Source organism: Streptomyces sp. NPDC026417, assembly GCF_055567695.1.
The window spans coordinates 30,125-43,882 of record NZ_JBVHPY010000023.1; the positions used below are offsets into that span (position 1 = coordinate 30,125).

A 13,758-nucleotide genomic window follows, 5' to 3' on the forward strand; every position below is an offset into this window, starting at 1 on the left:
CCCGACGGGACGCCGACTGGTGTTGGTCGGTCAACTGAGAACGGGGCCCGTCCTTTCACCCCTCCCGTTTACCGGGCCCCCCCGGCCCCCCCCCCCCCCCCCCCCCACTCCCGCTAGACGGAGCTGGCCAGCGACAGCTTGACCGCGAAGCCGAGGAACAGCGCGCCCGCCGCGGAGGTGGCCCCGGCGGACAGGGCCCTGCGGCGACGGAACGCGGCCGCCAGCTTCGTGCCCGAGAAGATCAGCGCGGTGAGGTAGAGGAAGCTCGCGAGCTGGGCGAAGGCGCCGAGCACGACGAAGGAGAGCGCCGGGTACGCGTACCCCGGGTCCACGAACTGCACGAAGAAGGCGACGAAGAAGAGGATCGCCTTGGGGTTGAAGAGGCTGACGACCAGCGCCCGCCGGAAGGGCCGCTCACCGGCGACCGGTGCCGACGGCGCGCTCCGGGCCTCCGCCCGCTCCCGCCGGGTCCGCCACATGCTCCACGCGGCCCGCAGCATGCCCACCGCGAGCCAGGTCAGATAGCCGGCCCCGGCGTACTTCACGATCCCGAACAGCAGGGCGTTCGCCTGCAGCAGCGAGGCGACCCCGGCCGCCGACAGCGTCATCAGCACGGTGTCGCCGCACCAGACGCCCGCGGCGGCCGTGTACCCGGTGCGGACGCCCCGGCGGGCGGCCACGGAGAGCACGTAGAGCGAGTTGGGACCCGGGAGCAGCACGATCAGGACGAGGCCCGCGAGGTAGGTGGGGAGGTCGATGACGCCGAACATGAGCGGAGTGTCGCACAGGGGTACGACACTCCGCTCGCGGCATTCGGACGCCGAGACGCTCAGAAGGCGTCGGTCGGCACGTACGTCCCCCAGACCTCCCGGAGGGCGTTGCACACCTCGCCCACGGTGGCCCGGGCGCGCAGCGCGTCCTTCATCGGGTACAGCACGTTGTCCGTGCCCTCGGCGGCCTTCTTCAGGTCGGCGAGCGCCGCGTCGACGACCGCCTGGTCGCGCTCGGCGCGGAGCCGGGCGAGCCGGTCCGCCTGCTGGGCCTCGATGGCGGGGTCGACGCGCAGCGGCTCGTACGGCTCCTCCTCGTCCAGCTGGTAGCGGTTCACGCCGACGACCACGCGCTCGCCGGAGTCCGTCTCCTGCGCGATGCGGTACGCGGAGCGCTCGATCTCGCCCTTCTGGAAACCGTGCTCGATGGCGTTGACCGCGCCGCCCATCTCCTCGACCTTCGCCATCAGCTCGACGGCGGCGGCCTCCACGTCGTCCGTCATCTTCTCGACCACGTAGGAGCCGGCGAAGGGGTCGACGGTGGCGGTCACGTCGGTCTCGTACGCCAGCACCTGCTGGGTGCGCAGGGCCAGGCGCGCGCTCTTGTCGGTGGGCAGCGCGATGGCCTCGTCGAAGGAGTTCGTGTGCAGCGACTGGGTGCCGCCGAGCACCGCGCCCAGCCCCTGGACGGCGACCCGGACCAGGTTCACCTCGGGCTGCTGCGCCGTCAGCTGCACACCGGCCGTCTGCGTGTGGAAGCGCAGCATCAGCGACTTGGGGTTCTTGGCGCCGAACTCCTCCCGCATCACCTTCGCCCAGATGCGGCGGGCGGCGCGGAACTTGGCCACCTCCTCCAGGATCGTCGTACGGGCGACGAAGAAGAAGGACAGCCGCGGGGCGAAGTCGTCGACGTCCATGCCGGCCGCGACGGCCGTGCGCACGTACTCGATGCCGTCGGCGAGGGTGAACGCGATCTCCTGCGCGGGGGAGGCTCCCGCCTCGGCCATGTGGTAGCCGGAGATCGAGATGGTGTTCCACTTCGGGATCTCGGCCCGGCAGTACTTGAAGATGTCCGCGATCAGTCGCAGGGACGGCTTGGGCGGGAAGATGTACGTGCCGCGGGCGATGTACTCCTTCAGCACGTCGTTCTGGATCGTGCCGGTCAGCTGGTCCGCGGGGACGCCCTGCTCCTCGCCGACGAGCTGGTACATGAGCAGCAGCAGGGCGGCCGGCGCGTTGATCGTCATCGACGTGGAGACCTTGTCCAGCGGGATGCCGCCGAACAGGATGCGCATGTCGTCGATCGAGTCGATGGCCACGCCGACCTTGCCGACCTCGCCGGAGGCGATCGGCGCGTCGGAGTCGTGACCCATCTGGGTGGGCAGGTCGAAGGCGACGGACAGGCCCATGGTGCCGTTCGCGATGAGCTGCTTGTAGCGGGCGTTGGACTCCACGGCCGTGCCGAAACCGGCGTACTGGCGCATCGTCCAGGGACGGCCGGTGTACATCGAGGGGTACACGCCACGCGTGAACGGGTACTTTCCGGGCTCGCCCAGCTTGTCCGCCGGATCCCAGTCCGCAAGGGCGTCCGGCCCGTAGACCGGCTCGATGGGCAGTCCGGACTCCGACTCGCGCGCCATGGTGTGTGCCTCCGCTTGCTCGGTTACTCGCTGGTAAAGACGACCCTCGCGACGGACTGTAGCGGCGGGCCTGCGCCCGGTGGAGGGGCCCACGCTGGGACCTTGCTCACAGCCCTGTCCAGGCGCGTCCCGGGACGTCCGTGCGGTCCTCTCCACGGACCTCCCCGCGGTCCTGTCCCCGACTATCGCTCACCGTCCCGCCGCCGACAACGCCGTCTGGTTCGCAACCGGTCGTGTGCGGGGAGCATCTCAGGTGGCACAGGCGTGCCGGGGTGATCGTCGAGACGACAGGGGCCGGGATGCGTACCACGGGCTTGAGGAGAGGCGTCGCCGCCCTCGTGGCGCTCGTCGCCGTCGCCGGCTGCAAGGCCCAGGCCGACGGCTCCGGGGACGGGAAGCCGCCGCTGGTGCGCATCGACGTCACGGGCACGCCCGGCGGGGACCGGCGACCGGACGGCACACCGGAGCAGGACTCCGCGGGCTCGGAGAAGCCGGGTACGGCGCCGGCGGGCCGGCGGGTGCTCTGGAGCTCCGGCGACCGCGGTACCGACGTGCGCGAGGTGCAGGCCCGGCTCCGCCAGCTCGCCTGGCTGTTCGAGGGACCGACCGGGACGTACGACACCGCGACGGTCACCGCGGTCGAGGGTTTCCAGGGCAAGCGCGGACTGCCGAGGACCGGCGAGACCGACACGGTCACCTGGCGGCGGCTGGTGCGGATGACGCACGAGCCGACCAAGTGGGAGCTGTACGCCTTCGGCGGGCAGCCCGCGGCGAAGCCGGACCCGCGCTGCACGACCGGGCGGGTGCTGTGCATCAGCAAGACCAGCCGGACCCTGCGCTGGATGATCGACGGCCGGACCGTCTCGACGATGGCGGTGCGCTTCGGCTCGCAGTACACCCCGACCCGCGAGGGGGTGTTCGCCGTCTCCTTCAAATCCCGCCACCACGTGTCGACCCTGTACGACTCGCCCATGCCCTACGCGCTGTTCTTCAGCGGGGGCCAGGCGGTGCACTACTCGTACGACTTCGCGGCGCGGGGCTACGCGGGCGGCTCGCACGGCTGCGTCAACGTTCGGGACGAGGCGAAGATCTCGGCGCTGTTCGACCAGGTCCGCGTGGGCGACAAGGTCGTCGTCGACTGGTGAGAGGCGGTGCCGGAGACGGCGGAGATGGGGCGCGGGCGGGACCGGGGGAACGTGTCCCGCCCGCGCCTCGGTGCACCGAGCCGTGGGTACGGGGGGAACCCCGGCTCGATGCGAGGGCCGATGACCAGTCGGCTCACTCATTACTGCGCCCGGGCGGCCGAAAACGTCACACCTGGGCGAGAAAAAGTTCAAGAAGATACGAAACCGCAGGTCAGAGCCGTCGAAGCGCGACGCCGCGGGAGTTCTCCCAGCTCAGGAGGGTGCCGGCACCGGCAGCGCGCGGTACGTGGGCGAGGGGCCGGGAGCGCCGGAGGCCACCGGGGACGGTCCGGCGCCGGCACGTTCCGCGGGCCCGGGCGCCGCCGCGGGCGGGGCGAAGCCGGCGGACGCGGGAGGCCCGGTCTCGCCGTGCTCCCGGTGGTCGTTGCCGCCCGGACCTATGTGGTGGTGGTCGTCGTCACCGCCGCGGCCGCCCTTGTCCCCCTTGCCGCCCGCTTCCTTGCCGCCGCCCTCGCGGTCGGCACCGGAACGGCCGTCCGCGTCCCCGAGCACGCCCGCGCAGTACTTCCGGACGCGCCCGGAACCCTGGGCGGCATCCTCCAGGACGCGCCGGCGCTCCGGGTCGAGCTGCTTGCCCCGGCGCAGATCGCGGCAGGACGCCAGCAGTCTGCTGCGCCGGTCCTCGGCGCTGCCCGAGGTGCCGTCGTCCTCGGCGTCCGGCCGTCCGCTCGCGCTCGCACCGCCCCGCGCCTCGTCCCGCCACGAGCTTCCGGGGGACGAGCCCTGCGGGGATCCGTCGGGCGAGGGCGCATCCGATCCACGGCCTCCGGTGGCGCCGGGCGACGGTGAGACGAGCGGCTGCCGGGGAGTCGCGGCGGCGGAGACGGAGGCGGCCGGGCCCGGATCGCGCTCACCGAACGGGGTGGGCAGCACTCCGGTTCCCGCGGCCACGGCGACCCCGCCGATCATTCCGGCGGCCAGGGTGGCGGCGAGTCCCAGGCGCACGGGCCGGCCCCACGAGGTGCGCCGGCCGGACGGTTCGCTCCGCCCGAGGCGGACGAGACCGGCGTCGGCGGAGCGGGCGGCGCCATGCGTGCGGCGCTCGCGGCCGGAGCCGGCCCGGTCGCCCTCCGCCCCCGCGCGGGCGGTGCGGAAGGCGGCCAACGCGGCGGCCTCGCCGGGGAGTTCGTCGCTGCTCAGCGGGGGTGCGGCGGCCAGCGACCGCAGCGCCCCGGACAGCCGGTCCGCCTGCTCACGGGTGTCGGCGTCGACGGACTCCAGCGGCTCTCCGCGCAGCAGACGCTCCGCGGCCTCGCGGTCCAGCCATCTGTAGTGCTCGTCGGCCATCACATGTCCTTCTGCGTCCGCGCACGCGTATGCGTCACACCGGCGGACGTCACCGCGCGGGTACGCGGCACTCGTGGCGGGGGGACGGCGCCGAGCGCGCCCGCGGATTCCGGATCCGCGCCGAGCAGCTCCGCGAGCCGCTTCAGGCCGCGGTGCGCCGCCGTGCGGACGGCGCCGGGGCGCTTGCCGAGGGTCTCGGCCGCGGTCTTGGCGTCGAGTCCGACGACGACGCGCAGCACGACCGCCTCGGCCTGGTCCTGCGGGAGCTGGGCGATGAGGGAGAGAGTGCTGTCGGTGGCCAGGGCCTCGATGGCCTCGCCCGCGGTGTCGGACTCCGCGGCCTGGCCGGTCAGTTCGGTCTCGTCGCCGCCGATCGCCGGGCGGCGCCCGCGCATGCGTATGTGGTCGAGGGCGCGGTTGCGGGCGATACGGGCGGCCCAGCCGCGGAACCGGTCGGCGTCACCGCTGAACCGCTCCAGGTCGCGGGCGATCTGCAGCCAGGCCTCGGAGGTCACGTCCTCCGCGTCCGGGTCGCCGACCAGCGTCCGTACGTACCCGAGCAGCCGCGGGTGCACCGCGCGGTACACAGTCCGGAACGCGGTCTCGTCCCCGTCCTGTGCCGCAAGCACCGCGGCGGTCAGCTCCGCGTCGTCCCCCAGCACCGCGCCCCTCTTGCGCCTCGGCCGGCACCGCTCTCGCGGACCGGGTCTCGCCGTCGTGGTCCCTCAGTCGATGGTGCGGTCCGTGAGCCCCTCGTGGATGTGGTCCCGGTCCGCAGTCCGGCGCGAAAGGCACGTTACGGCGTGAAACCGCTCCTCGTCCATGTCCGTACAACATGCAACTAACTCGTGACGCAGTGAGGTGTGACAGAAAGCGCACGCGCGGCGCTGTAGAGAGTACGGGCCGCCGCGCGGCCCGTGCCGCGCGACGGCCGGGGCCTCTCCTGTGGGGGGTGGCGGCCCCGGTCGTTGCCATCGGCCTCCCCCACCGGAGCCGGCCCACCGGCGCTCCGAACAACCGCCGGGCCGGGATCGAGGCGAAAATCAGCCCCTCCGGCGCTTGCAAACCGCCAGGCCGGGGCCGAGGCGAAAATCAGCCCCTCCGGCGTTTGAGGAGCGGGGTCCGGGGCGGAGCCCCGCGGCGGGACCGCTCAGTCCCCGCACCGTACCGAGGCAGATCGAGCCCTCCGGCACATGAAGAGCCGCCAAGGCCGCAACCGAGGCGGAAACAGCCCGCCGGCGCTTGCAAACCGCCAGGCCGGGACCGAGGCGAAAATCAGCCCCTCCGGCGTTTGAGGAGCGGGGTCCGGGGCGGAGCCCCGCGGCGGGACCGCACCGTACCGAGGCGGAAACAGCCCGCCGACGCTTGCAGAACCGCCAGGCCGGGACCGAGGCGAAAATCAGCCCCTCCGGCGTTTGAGGAGCGGGGTCCGGGGCGGAGCCCCGCGGCGGGACCGCTCAGTCCCCGCGTCTCGAAGCCGCCGGACCTAGTCCGGCTTGCCCGCACCCCTGGACGCCTCCGGCCGAGCCGACCCCGTCCGTCCCGGCTCCCCGGCCCGCGTCGGCACGGCCGCCCGCGCCGAAGGCGTGGAACGGGAGCCCCCGTCGCCCTTACCGCTCCGCCCGGACCCGGCGCTCCCGGCGCTCGCCTTCGCCCCGGCCCCCCGCTCCGCGCAGTACGCCTCGACCTTCTCCGCACCGCCGGCCTCGTCGATCAGGCGCCGCCAGGCCGTCGCCCCGAGGGCCCGGCCCCGGCCGCCGACGGCCTCGTACGCGCGGCAGCGCGCCTCGGTGTCCTGGGCGGTCGACGGCCGCCCGGACGGCGCGGCGCTCCCGGGTGCGGGAGTGGTCCCGGTCCGTCCCCGCGACGGGTCCGCCGTGACACCCGCGGGCCTCTCCTCGCCCCGGTCCGCGCCGCCACCGGACGCCAGGCCGCCCGGACCGATGGCCGCGACCGCGACTCCGCCCAGGGTGAGGCCGGCGATCAGCGTCGCGAGCACCGTCCGCAACGACCGCCTCGCGCGCCGCTGCTCCCGCGGCCGCCAGTCGTCCCGCCGCCGGGCCGGCGCAGCGTGCGCGCCCTGCTCCCGCGCGGCCCGGAACGCCGCGACGGCCCGCATCTCCGCCCCGGGGTCGACCGGCAGGCTCCGGACGGCGGCGAGCAGCGCCTCGACGGAGGACTCCGCGTCCGCACCGGCGGGACCGGACCCGTCGGTGTCCGGCCGCGCGGCGACCGGAGGTACGGCCCGGCGCCCGGGAGCCCTCCCGTCGCTCTGCCGTTCACCCATGTCCGCATCCATCCCTGGCCGTCGTCTTCCCCGCGCTCGTCTTCCCGGCGCTCATCCCGACTCCCCCAGCGTTCTGGGGCCCTCATGCGTCACACCTGCGGCGCCGAGCTGCCGGGCGAGGCGCTTGAGGCCCCGGTGGGCGGCGGTGCGGACCGCGCCCGGGCGCTTGCCGAGGACCCGCGCGGCGGCGGGACCGTCGAGGCCGACGACCACGCGCAGCAGTACGGCCTCGGCCTGGTCCCGCGGCAGCCCGGCGACCAGCTCCAGGGCGTACTCGGTGGACAGGGACTCCAGGGCCTGGTCGTGCGTGCTGTGGTTCCCGGGCAGTTCCAGCAGATCCTGTTCGAGCGCGGTCGCCCGGGGCCGTACCCGCTGCCGGCGCAGGTGGTCCAGTGCCCGGTGCCGGGCGATCGTCGCCGTCCAGCCCCGAAAGCCCGCGCCGTCCCCTCGGAAGCGTCCGAGATCCCGCGCGATCTCCAGCCAGGCGTCGGACGCCACGTCCTCCGCGTCCTCACCGACGAGCCCGCGCAGATACCCGAGCAGCCCGGGCTGCACGATCCGGTACGCGACCGCGAACGCGGCCTCGTCCCCCTCCTGGGCGCGGCCGACGGCCACGCCCAGTTCCCCGTCGTACGCCTGCACGCGGCGGGGCTCCCCTCCTTGGCCCAACACTGTCCTCGTTCGCACCGAGTCCGCACGGATCCGCAGCACGTGCCACGGCAGACCGTGTCCACGCCCCCCACGGTCATCAGCGCCAGGTCCCACAGAAATGTCACAGCCCGTCAGCACCGTCTTCACGCCCACGGCCCCCGCTCCGGCAGCTGACGACCCTCCCCAGGGGGTGTCGTGCCGATCACCCCGGGTCCGCGACCTGACGACTCCCCCTAGGCGGACCGCCTGTCGCAGCCGGCGGCCCGCGGCACGCGTCCGTGCACCTGCAGGTACAGCGTGCGCACGGATTCGGCGGCGCCCTCCTCGAACCGTTTGACGACCTTCCCGAGCGGATTCCACACCCGCCCGTCGGGCATCCGCACCCCCACCGGCTGGCCGAACAACTCCCGCTGCTCCGGGTCGAACTCGACCCACACGCCACCGGCCCGCCGTACGAACACCTCGCCGGTGTAGACCCCGAGCCCGAACAGCACGTCGTGCACCCGGGCCCGCTCGGCCCCGCCCTTCCTGACTCCGTCCACGATGAAGTCGACGACCCGCAGGCTGTCCACGGAGTAGTCCAGAGGCAGCCGGTTGCGCGCCGTGACCCGCCGCACGAACTCCGCCGCCTGCCATCGCATCCGCGCCTCGACCTCGCTCCGCTGCGCCACGGGTTCCCCTCGCATCCCTCACGTCTCCGGCGCATCTCCCGCACGCCACACCGGACCAAGCGGATCCGGGCCGCGGAACGTCACTCTCCGGACTGCTGTGCGGGTGGCGGCGGACCGCCCTCCTGACGCCGTGAGGTGCCCCCACCGGTCGAGAGTGATGTACGGCACACCTTCCGACGGTGATGTTCGCCCGGCTCGGTGAGCTGAAATAGGAAGCCACCTGTGTGTTGGGTGGTCTTTTTGTGAAGTTCATCTAGGGGTGGGGCATTTGAGTCGGCGTAAGACCCATGCGTACAAGCCGCTGAGCCTGAAGCGGAGGACATGGCTGACGCTCGGGGCCGTCGTACTGGGTGGGGCCGGCGTCGCGACGTACGCCGTAGCGAATCCGACCGACGACCCGGCCGCGGACACCGCGCGCGAGAAGCGGCCCGTGACGGTGCACGGCCTCGCGCTGAAGAGCGCGGGATCCGGCGCGCGCGAGCTGCCGCGGACCGGCACCGAGGCCTTCTCGCTGGTCGGCGTCTCGTGGACCGGCGCCTCGACCGGGCTCGACGGAACCGCGCAGGTACGCACGCGCAGCAGCGACACCGGCAAGTGGAGCGGCTGGCAGAGCCTCGACGTCGGCTCCCGGCCCGTCGACGCCGCCGAACCCGGGGCGAAGGACGCACGCGGGGTGTCCCGGCCCCTGTGGGTCGGCGCGAGCGACGGGGTCGAGGCCCGCGTCGTCGCGGCCGACGGCTCCACGAGTGCCGGACTCCCCAAGGGACTTCAGGTCAACCTGGTCGACCCGGGTGTCACCTCGGCCGAGGCCGCGACCGCCCGCAAGGGTGGAGGCACCGGCACGGCCGACCTGGCCGCCGGCACGGTCGACACCGGCGCGCTGAGCAACGCCGCGTTCGTCGACAACCCCACCGACCCCGCTTCGCCGACCGACTCCGCGTCGCCCACGGACTCCGCCGAGCCGTCCGACCCCGCGAGCGCCTCGGCGTCGCCCTCCGGGTCGGAGTCCGCGTCCGCCTCCGCGTCGCCGAGCGACAGCCCGTCCCCCGCGCCCTCCCCGCGCCCGTCGACGGTCGTCCAGCCGCCTGTCGTCGCGCGGGCCGCCTGGGGCGCGAACGAGTCGTCCGTGGCGGACGCTCCGGAGTACAACGACGAGATCGACGCGGTCTTCGTCCACCACACCGGCGGCACCAACGACTACAGCTGCGCCCAGTCGGCGTCCCTGGTGCGCGGTCTGATGGCGTACGACATCCAGGTCGGCAAGCGCAACGACCTCGGCTACAACTTCCTGGTCGACAAGTGCGGCCGGATCTTCGAGGGCCGCGCGGGCGGCGCCGACCTGCCGGTGCGCGGCGAGCACACGTACGGCTTCAACGGCGAGTCGACCGGCGTCGCGGTCCTCGGCGACTTCGAGGGCGACCCGGCCGCCACCCCGGCGAAGCCCGCGGGCAGGCCGACCCGGGCCGCCGTGGAGTCGGTGGCGCGCCTCGCCGCCTGGAAGCTCGGCCAGTACGGCGGCGACCCGAGCGGCTCGGCCACGCTGACCGCCGACGCCGACACGGGCACGTACGCGGACGGTACGCAGGTCACGCTCAAGACCGTCGCCGGCCACAAGGACGCCGACCCGGCGTCCGCCTCCCCCGGCAAGAACCTGTACGGCAAGCTCGGCGAGATCCGCAGGTACGCCTCCGGCGCCGGCCGGAACTCCGCGATCCCGACCGCCGACTACACGGGCGACGGCGTCAGCGACCTGGTCGCCCCCACCGCCAAGGAGGGCAGCGGCTGGCTCACCCTGGTGCCCGGCGGGACCGGCGGCCCGGTCTCCGGTGCGAAGCTGAAGCTCAACCAGGGCAGCTCCGGCGTTCCCGGCGCCGCCGAGTCCGGCGACCAGTGGGGCGCCGCCACCGCCTGGGGCGACATCAACGGCGACGGCGTCGCGGACCTCGCGGTCGGCGCGCCCGGCGAGGACGACACCTCGCACGCGGACCGCGGCGCGGTGACGATCCTCTACGGCCCCACGTTCGACACGGGCGCCGACACCATGGCGCTCGGCGACGACTACAACCCCAACGGCGCGAGGTTCGGCGCGACGGTCGCCGTCGGCGACTTCAACGCCGACGGCAAGGCGGACGTCTTCACGGCCGCCACCGGCACCGGCGGCAACTGGGCGGCCCGCTTCGGCGACGGCCACGAGGTCGCGGGCGACATCACCACCGTCAGCGGCGCCCTCGCCTACGCGGACGCCGCCACCGGCGACTTCAACCGGGACGGTTACGCGGACGTCGCCCTCAACTACCGGGACGCGTCCGGCGCCGGCAAGGTCACCTGGTTCAAGGGTTCCAAGACGCTCGGCCTCTCGAAGGTGGCCACCCTCACCGTCAAGGGCGGCCGGTCCCTCGCCGCGGGCGACGTCAACGGCAACGGCTACGACGACATCGTCATCGGCCAGCCGTACACGAGCGAGTCCGGCGGCAACTCCGGCGGCCAGGTCACGATGGTGCCCGGCACGTCGACCGGCTTCACCACCACCGGCCTGACGGCGATCACCCAGTCCACCACCGGCGTGGAGGGCGCCTCCGAGTCGGGCGACGCCTTCGGCACCTCGGTCTCGGTGGGCGACGTCAACGCCGACGGGTACGCCGACGTCCTGACCGGCGCACCGAACGAGGACATCACCCGGGACGCCAAGAACCGCGCCAATGCGGGTTCGGTGTGGCTGCTCAAGGGCGCGTCCACCGGTCTCACCGGCACCGGCTCGCTGGCGCTCTCCCAGGACACCCCGGACGTCCCCGGGTCCACGGAGACCGACGACAAGCTCGGCTCCGCGCTCTCGCTGACCGATGTCACCGGTGACGCTCACGCCGACCTCACCATCGGCGCGGAGGGCGAGGACACCGGCAACGGCACCCTGCTGTACGTGCCGGTCCCCGGCGGTTCCGTCACCCCGGCCCAGTCCGTGTACTACGGGATCACCCAGCTGGGCACGGCGACGGCGGCGCGGCTGGGCCAGGTGCTCACGCCGTAACCCCGTGCCTCCGCCTCATGCGACCCGCCCGGCCGGGGCCCTACCGGGGTCCCGGCCGGGCTGTCGCGTCCCGGCACAGCAGCCGCAGCGAGCCCTCGCCCGCGTAGGCGCGCCGTGCCTCGTCGATCGGGTCCCACAGCCGCCCGTCGGGGGTGCGGACCCAGTGGTCGCCACCCGTCTCCCACCACTCGGCCCCGGTCTGCCGCACGACGACCTCGCCCGCGTACGCCCCGAACCCGCGCAGCACGCTCTCCACGGCGGCGTACGGCGCGCCGTCCCGGCGTATCTCCTCGATCATCCGGTCGACGCGCCAGAGGCTCTGCGCCGAGTAGTCGAGCCGCAGCCGCGCACCTTCGCGCATCGCCGCGACCGCGTCCGCCGCCCATCGCACGGGCTTGGTGGCGGCTGAGGGCCTGGTTGCTTGCTGTGCAGTCACACTCCCAAGAGCGCGCCGGGAGCGGGATTCGTCACTGCGTCCGGGCCGTTCCGGCGACACCGGCGCAGGACCGCCCCACCGCCCCCACGTCCGCCCCGGGACAGTCACAGGACCCTTTCCGAGCCCGGGGTTTACACCCGCCCGCGCGCTCGACGCGAGACCACCGCACGCAGCACGCGCCGCCCCTCCGTCGACACCTCCAGGGCGGGCCGCAGCCCGCCGGCGCCGCGGTCCGCGAGCAGTTCCAGGATGGCGATCTGGCGCCGCAGCTCCGCCGCGACCAGCGGCGACATGCCGTCCGTGCGGCCCTCGCGGCGCGCCGTCACGGAGGACGTGCCGTCGTCGGCGACGTCCAGCAGCCGGTGGACCTGCAGCGCGGCCACCGAACACGCGTCGGCCCACTCGCGCAGCGCGGCCCCGGAGGGCAGTGCGGGCACGGCGTCCAGCATGCGGCGGGTCAGCAGGGCCGCCTCGTCCTCGTCGGGCGCGCCCTGTTCCGGTACGCCGGAGTCGAGCTTCGCGCGGGCCTGCTCCAGCCGGTCGCCCCAGGACTCGCCGTCCGCGAGACTCGCCCACAGCGGGCGCAGGATCTCGTCGTCACCGCCCAGCAGCGGCACACAGCGATCCAAACAAGCCAGTCCGCTCGCCGCCAGGCCCCGCTCGTCGGCCTGAGCGACCAGTTCCACCAGGCTCACAACGCCTCCCTCGACATCCCTCGAAGTCCCTCGACAGGGCGCCTGTTCTCACGGAGCCCGCACTTCCCCTTACTGCGTGCGACGGGCCGGGAGTGTCACAGGGGCCCCAGACTGCGCCCCCGGGGCGCCCGGGACAAGAGATTTTCAGCCAGGAAACGGTGGGGCTCCCCGGTGCGGCGGTCAGACGCCGACGGGAACCGGGCCCAGCCGGGCCTTCCGGTCCTGCATCCGGGTCAGCCGCACGACGACCACGATGGCGAGCGCGGCGGCCACCATGTCGACGGCGTCCGCGAACATCACCTCCGCGACGGCCGCGTGGATCTCGGCCGCCGTCTCCGCGTCGCGGTACGCGGCGAACGCGATCCGGTCGGCGAACATCGAGACGACCCAGAAGGCCCACCAGCTGTTGATGAGCCCGTGCCCCGCCTGGTGAAGCCGCTCGCTGCTGGCGTCCCAGACGTCCGCCATGATCCGGTGCGGATACCAGAGGTTCACCACGGGCACGAACCAGCCCCAGCAGGTCCAGGCTCGCGCCTTGCGGTGCCCGTGGGGAGCGAACACCTCCGCGTTGACCCGGGTCCGCTGGAACCAGACGAGGAACACGACGACGGTGGCGATCACGGCGGCGACCTGCGCGACGCCCGCCACGGCGTACAGCGTGTCCGCGCGGTCGGCGTCCCGCTGTACTCCGGCGTCGACCACAACGGTGAGGCGGCTCGTGACGTCCCGCATGACGAAGTCGGCGAACAGGGCGAAGAGGTCGGTGGCGACCACGAGCCCGAGCAGGGCGGCGGTCGCGTTGCCGAGCGCGACCGGCGACCGCAGCCAGGGCCTGCCCTGCGGCGTGTGCAGGGGCGCGACCGCGGGCGGCGCGCCGACGAGCAGGCCGCCCCGGGTGCCGGGCGGCACCGGCGGGCGGGCCGCCGCGCAGTTCGCGCAGAGGTGGCCGCCCAGCAGGGCGGCGGAGTGGCGGCAGTGCGTGCAGAGCATGGCGGAGCGTCCCCCCAGGGCGTGGTGCGCGGAAAGCCGGGTCCGCCTCTCCCCAGGGGCGTGCTCCGGCCTGCGGAACATACGGTCAGGAAAGCCCCCGC

The 13,758-nt window shown here is 73.9% G+C and carries 12 protein-coding genes; 2 read left to right on the forward strand and 10 right to left on the reverse strand.

Annotated elements, in window-relative coordinates:
• Positions 1–113: 113 nt before the first annotated feature.
• On the reverse strand, positions 114–770 hold the full coding sequence (leuE, locus tag ACZ4NT_RS30535) for a leucine efflux protein LeuE (protein ID WP_121405627.1): 657 nt from the start codon (positions 768–770) through the stop codon (positions 114–116).
• Between the two features lie 59 nt (positions 771–829).
• Positions 830–2,410, reverse strand: a complete 1,581-nt coding sequence (locus ACZ4NT_RS30540) for a methylmalonyl-CoA mutase family protein (protein ID WP_121405626.1) — start codon at positions 2,408–2,410, stop codon at positions 830–832.
• A 299-nt stretch (positions 2,411–2,709) separates the two neighbouring features.
• Here ACZ4NT_RS30540 and ACZ4NT_RS30545 point away from each other — a divergent pair, with 299 nt between their 5' ends.
• A complete protein-coding gene (locus ACZ4NT_RS30545; RefSeq protein WP_121406401.1) occupies positions 2,710–3,555 on the forward strand; it encodes a L,D-transpeptidase family protein in 846 nt (281 codons plus the stop codon).
• 252 nt (positions 3,556–3,807) lie between these two features.
• On the opposite strand, the gene ACZ4NT_RS30550 is transcribed toward ACZ4NT_RS30545, so the two are convergent.
• The 5 genes from ACZ4NT_RS30550 to ACZ4NT_RS30570 form a co-directional block, all read right to left on the reverse strand.
• Positions 3,808–4,902 carry an extensin gene (locus tag ACZ4NT_RS30550; protein WP_467728428.1) on the reverse strand — a complete coding sequence of 365 codons (1,095 nt, stop codon included), beginning with the start codon at positions 4,900–4,902 and terminating at the stop codon, positions 3,808–3,810.
• Positions 4,902–5,564, reverse strand: coding sequence for an RNA polymerase sigma factor (locus tag ACZ4NT_RS30555; RefSeq protein WP_121405624.1), 663 nt, complete (start codon positions 5,562–5,564; stop codon positions 4,902–4,904). The genes ACZ4NT_RS30550 and ACZ4NT_RS30555 overlap by 1 nt, the downstream gene beginning before the upstream one ends.
• Positions 5,565–6,388: 824 nt before the next feature.
• On the reverse strand, positions 6,389–7,189 hold the full coding sequence (locus ACZ4NT_RS30560; RefSeq protein WP_121405623.1) for a hypothetical protein: 801 nt from the start codon (positions 7,187–7,189) through the stop codon (positions 6,389–6,391).
• Positions 7,190–7,240: 51 nt separating this feature from the next.
• Entirely contained in the window at positions 7,241–7,858 is a 618-nt protein-coding gene (locus tag ACZ4NT_RS30565; RefSeq protein WP_121405622.1) for an RNA polymerase sigma factor, read from the reverse strand.
• A 215-nt stretch (positions 7,859–8,073) separates the two neighbouring features.
• Entirely contained in the window at positions 8,074–8,481 is a 408-nt protein-coding gene (locus ACZ4NT_RS30570) for a hypothetical protein (RefSeq protein ID WP_121406400.1), read from the reverse strand.
• A 289-nt stretch (positions 8,482–8,770) separates the two neighbouring features.
• Here ACZ4NT_RS30570 and ACZ4NT_RS30575 point away from each other — a divergent pair, with 289 nt between their 5' ends.
• Positions 8,771–11,536: an FG-GAP-like repeat-containing protein gene (locus ACZ4NT_RS30575; RefSeq protein WP_467728429.1), complete on the forward strand. Its 2,766-nt coding sequence runs from the start codon at positions 8,771–8,773 to the stop codon at positions 11,534–11,536.
• Positions 11,537–11,576: 40 nt separating this feature from the next.
• Here the strand turns inward: ACZ4NT_RS30575 and ACZ4NT_RS30580 are convergent, their stop codons facing one another.
• From ACZ4NT_RS30580 to ACZ4NT_RS30590, 3 genes are all read right to left on the reverse strand, one after another.
• Positions 11,577–11,972, reverse strand: a complete 396-nt coding sequence (locus tag ACZ4NT_RS30580; protein WP_467728430.1) for a hypothetical protein — start codon at positions 11,970–11,972, stop codon at positions 11,577–11,579.
• Positions 11,973–12,103: 131 nt separating this feature from the next.
• Positions 12,104–12,667 carry a hypothetical protein gene (locus tag ACZ4NT_RS30585; RefSeq protein WP_467728431.1) on the reverse strand — a complete coding sequence of 188 codons (564 nt, stop codon included), beginning with the start codon at positions 12,665–12,667 and terminating at the stop codon, positions 12,104–12,106.
• Between the two features lie 180 nt (positions 12,668–12,847).
• Positions 12,848–13,657: a DUF4328 domain-containing protein gene (locus tag ACZ4NT_RS30590; RefSeq protein WP_467728432.1), complete on the reverse strand. Its 810-nt coding sequence runs from the start codon at positions 13,655–13,657 to the stop codon at positions 12,848–12,850.
• Positions 13,658–13,758: the final 101 nt, after the last annotated feature.

Excerpts from the sequence above, each read along its gene's own strand:
- leuE (WP_121405627.1), bottom strand. The coding sequence starts at position 770 with ATGTTCGGCGTCATCGACCTCCCCACCTACCTCGCGGGCCTCGTCCTG.
- ACZ4NT_RS30540 (WP_121405626.1), bottom strand. The coding sequence starts at position 2,410 with ATGGCGCGCGAGTCGGAGTCCGGACTGCCCATCGAGCCGGTCTACGGG.
- ACZ4NT_RS30545 (WP_121406401.1), top strand. The coding sequence starts at position 2,710 with ATGCGTACCACGGGCTTGAGGAGAGGCGTCGCCGCCCTCGTGGCGCTC.
- ACZ4NT_RS30550 (WP_467728428.1), bottom strand. The coding sequence starts at position 4,902 with ATGGCCGACGAGCACTACAGATGGCTGGACCGCGAGGCCGCGGAGCGT.
- ACZ4NT_RS30560 (WP_121405623.1), bottom strand. The coding sequence starts at position 7,189 with ATGGGTGAACGGCAGAGCGACGGGAGGGCTCCCGGGCGCCGGGCCGTA.
- ACZ4NT_RS30570 (WP_121406400.1), bottom strand. The coding sequence starts at position 8,481 with ATGCGATGGCAGGCGGCGGAGTTCGTGCGGCGGGTCACGGCGCGCAAC.
- ACZ4NT_RS30590 (WP_467728432.1), bottom strand. The coding sequence starts at position 13,657 with ATGCTCTGCACGCACTGCCGCCACTCCGCCGCCCTGCTGGGCGGCCAC.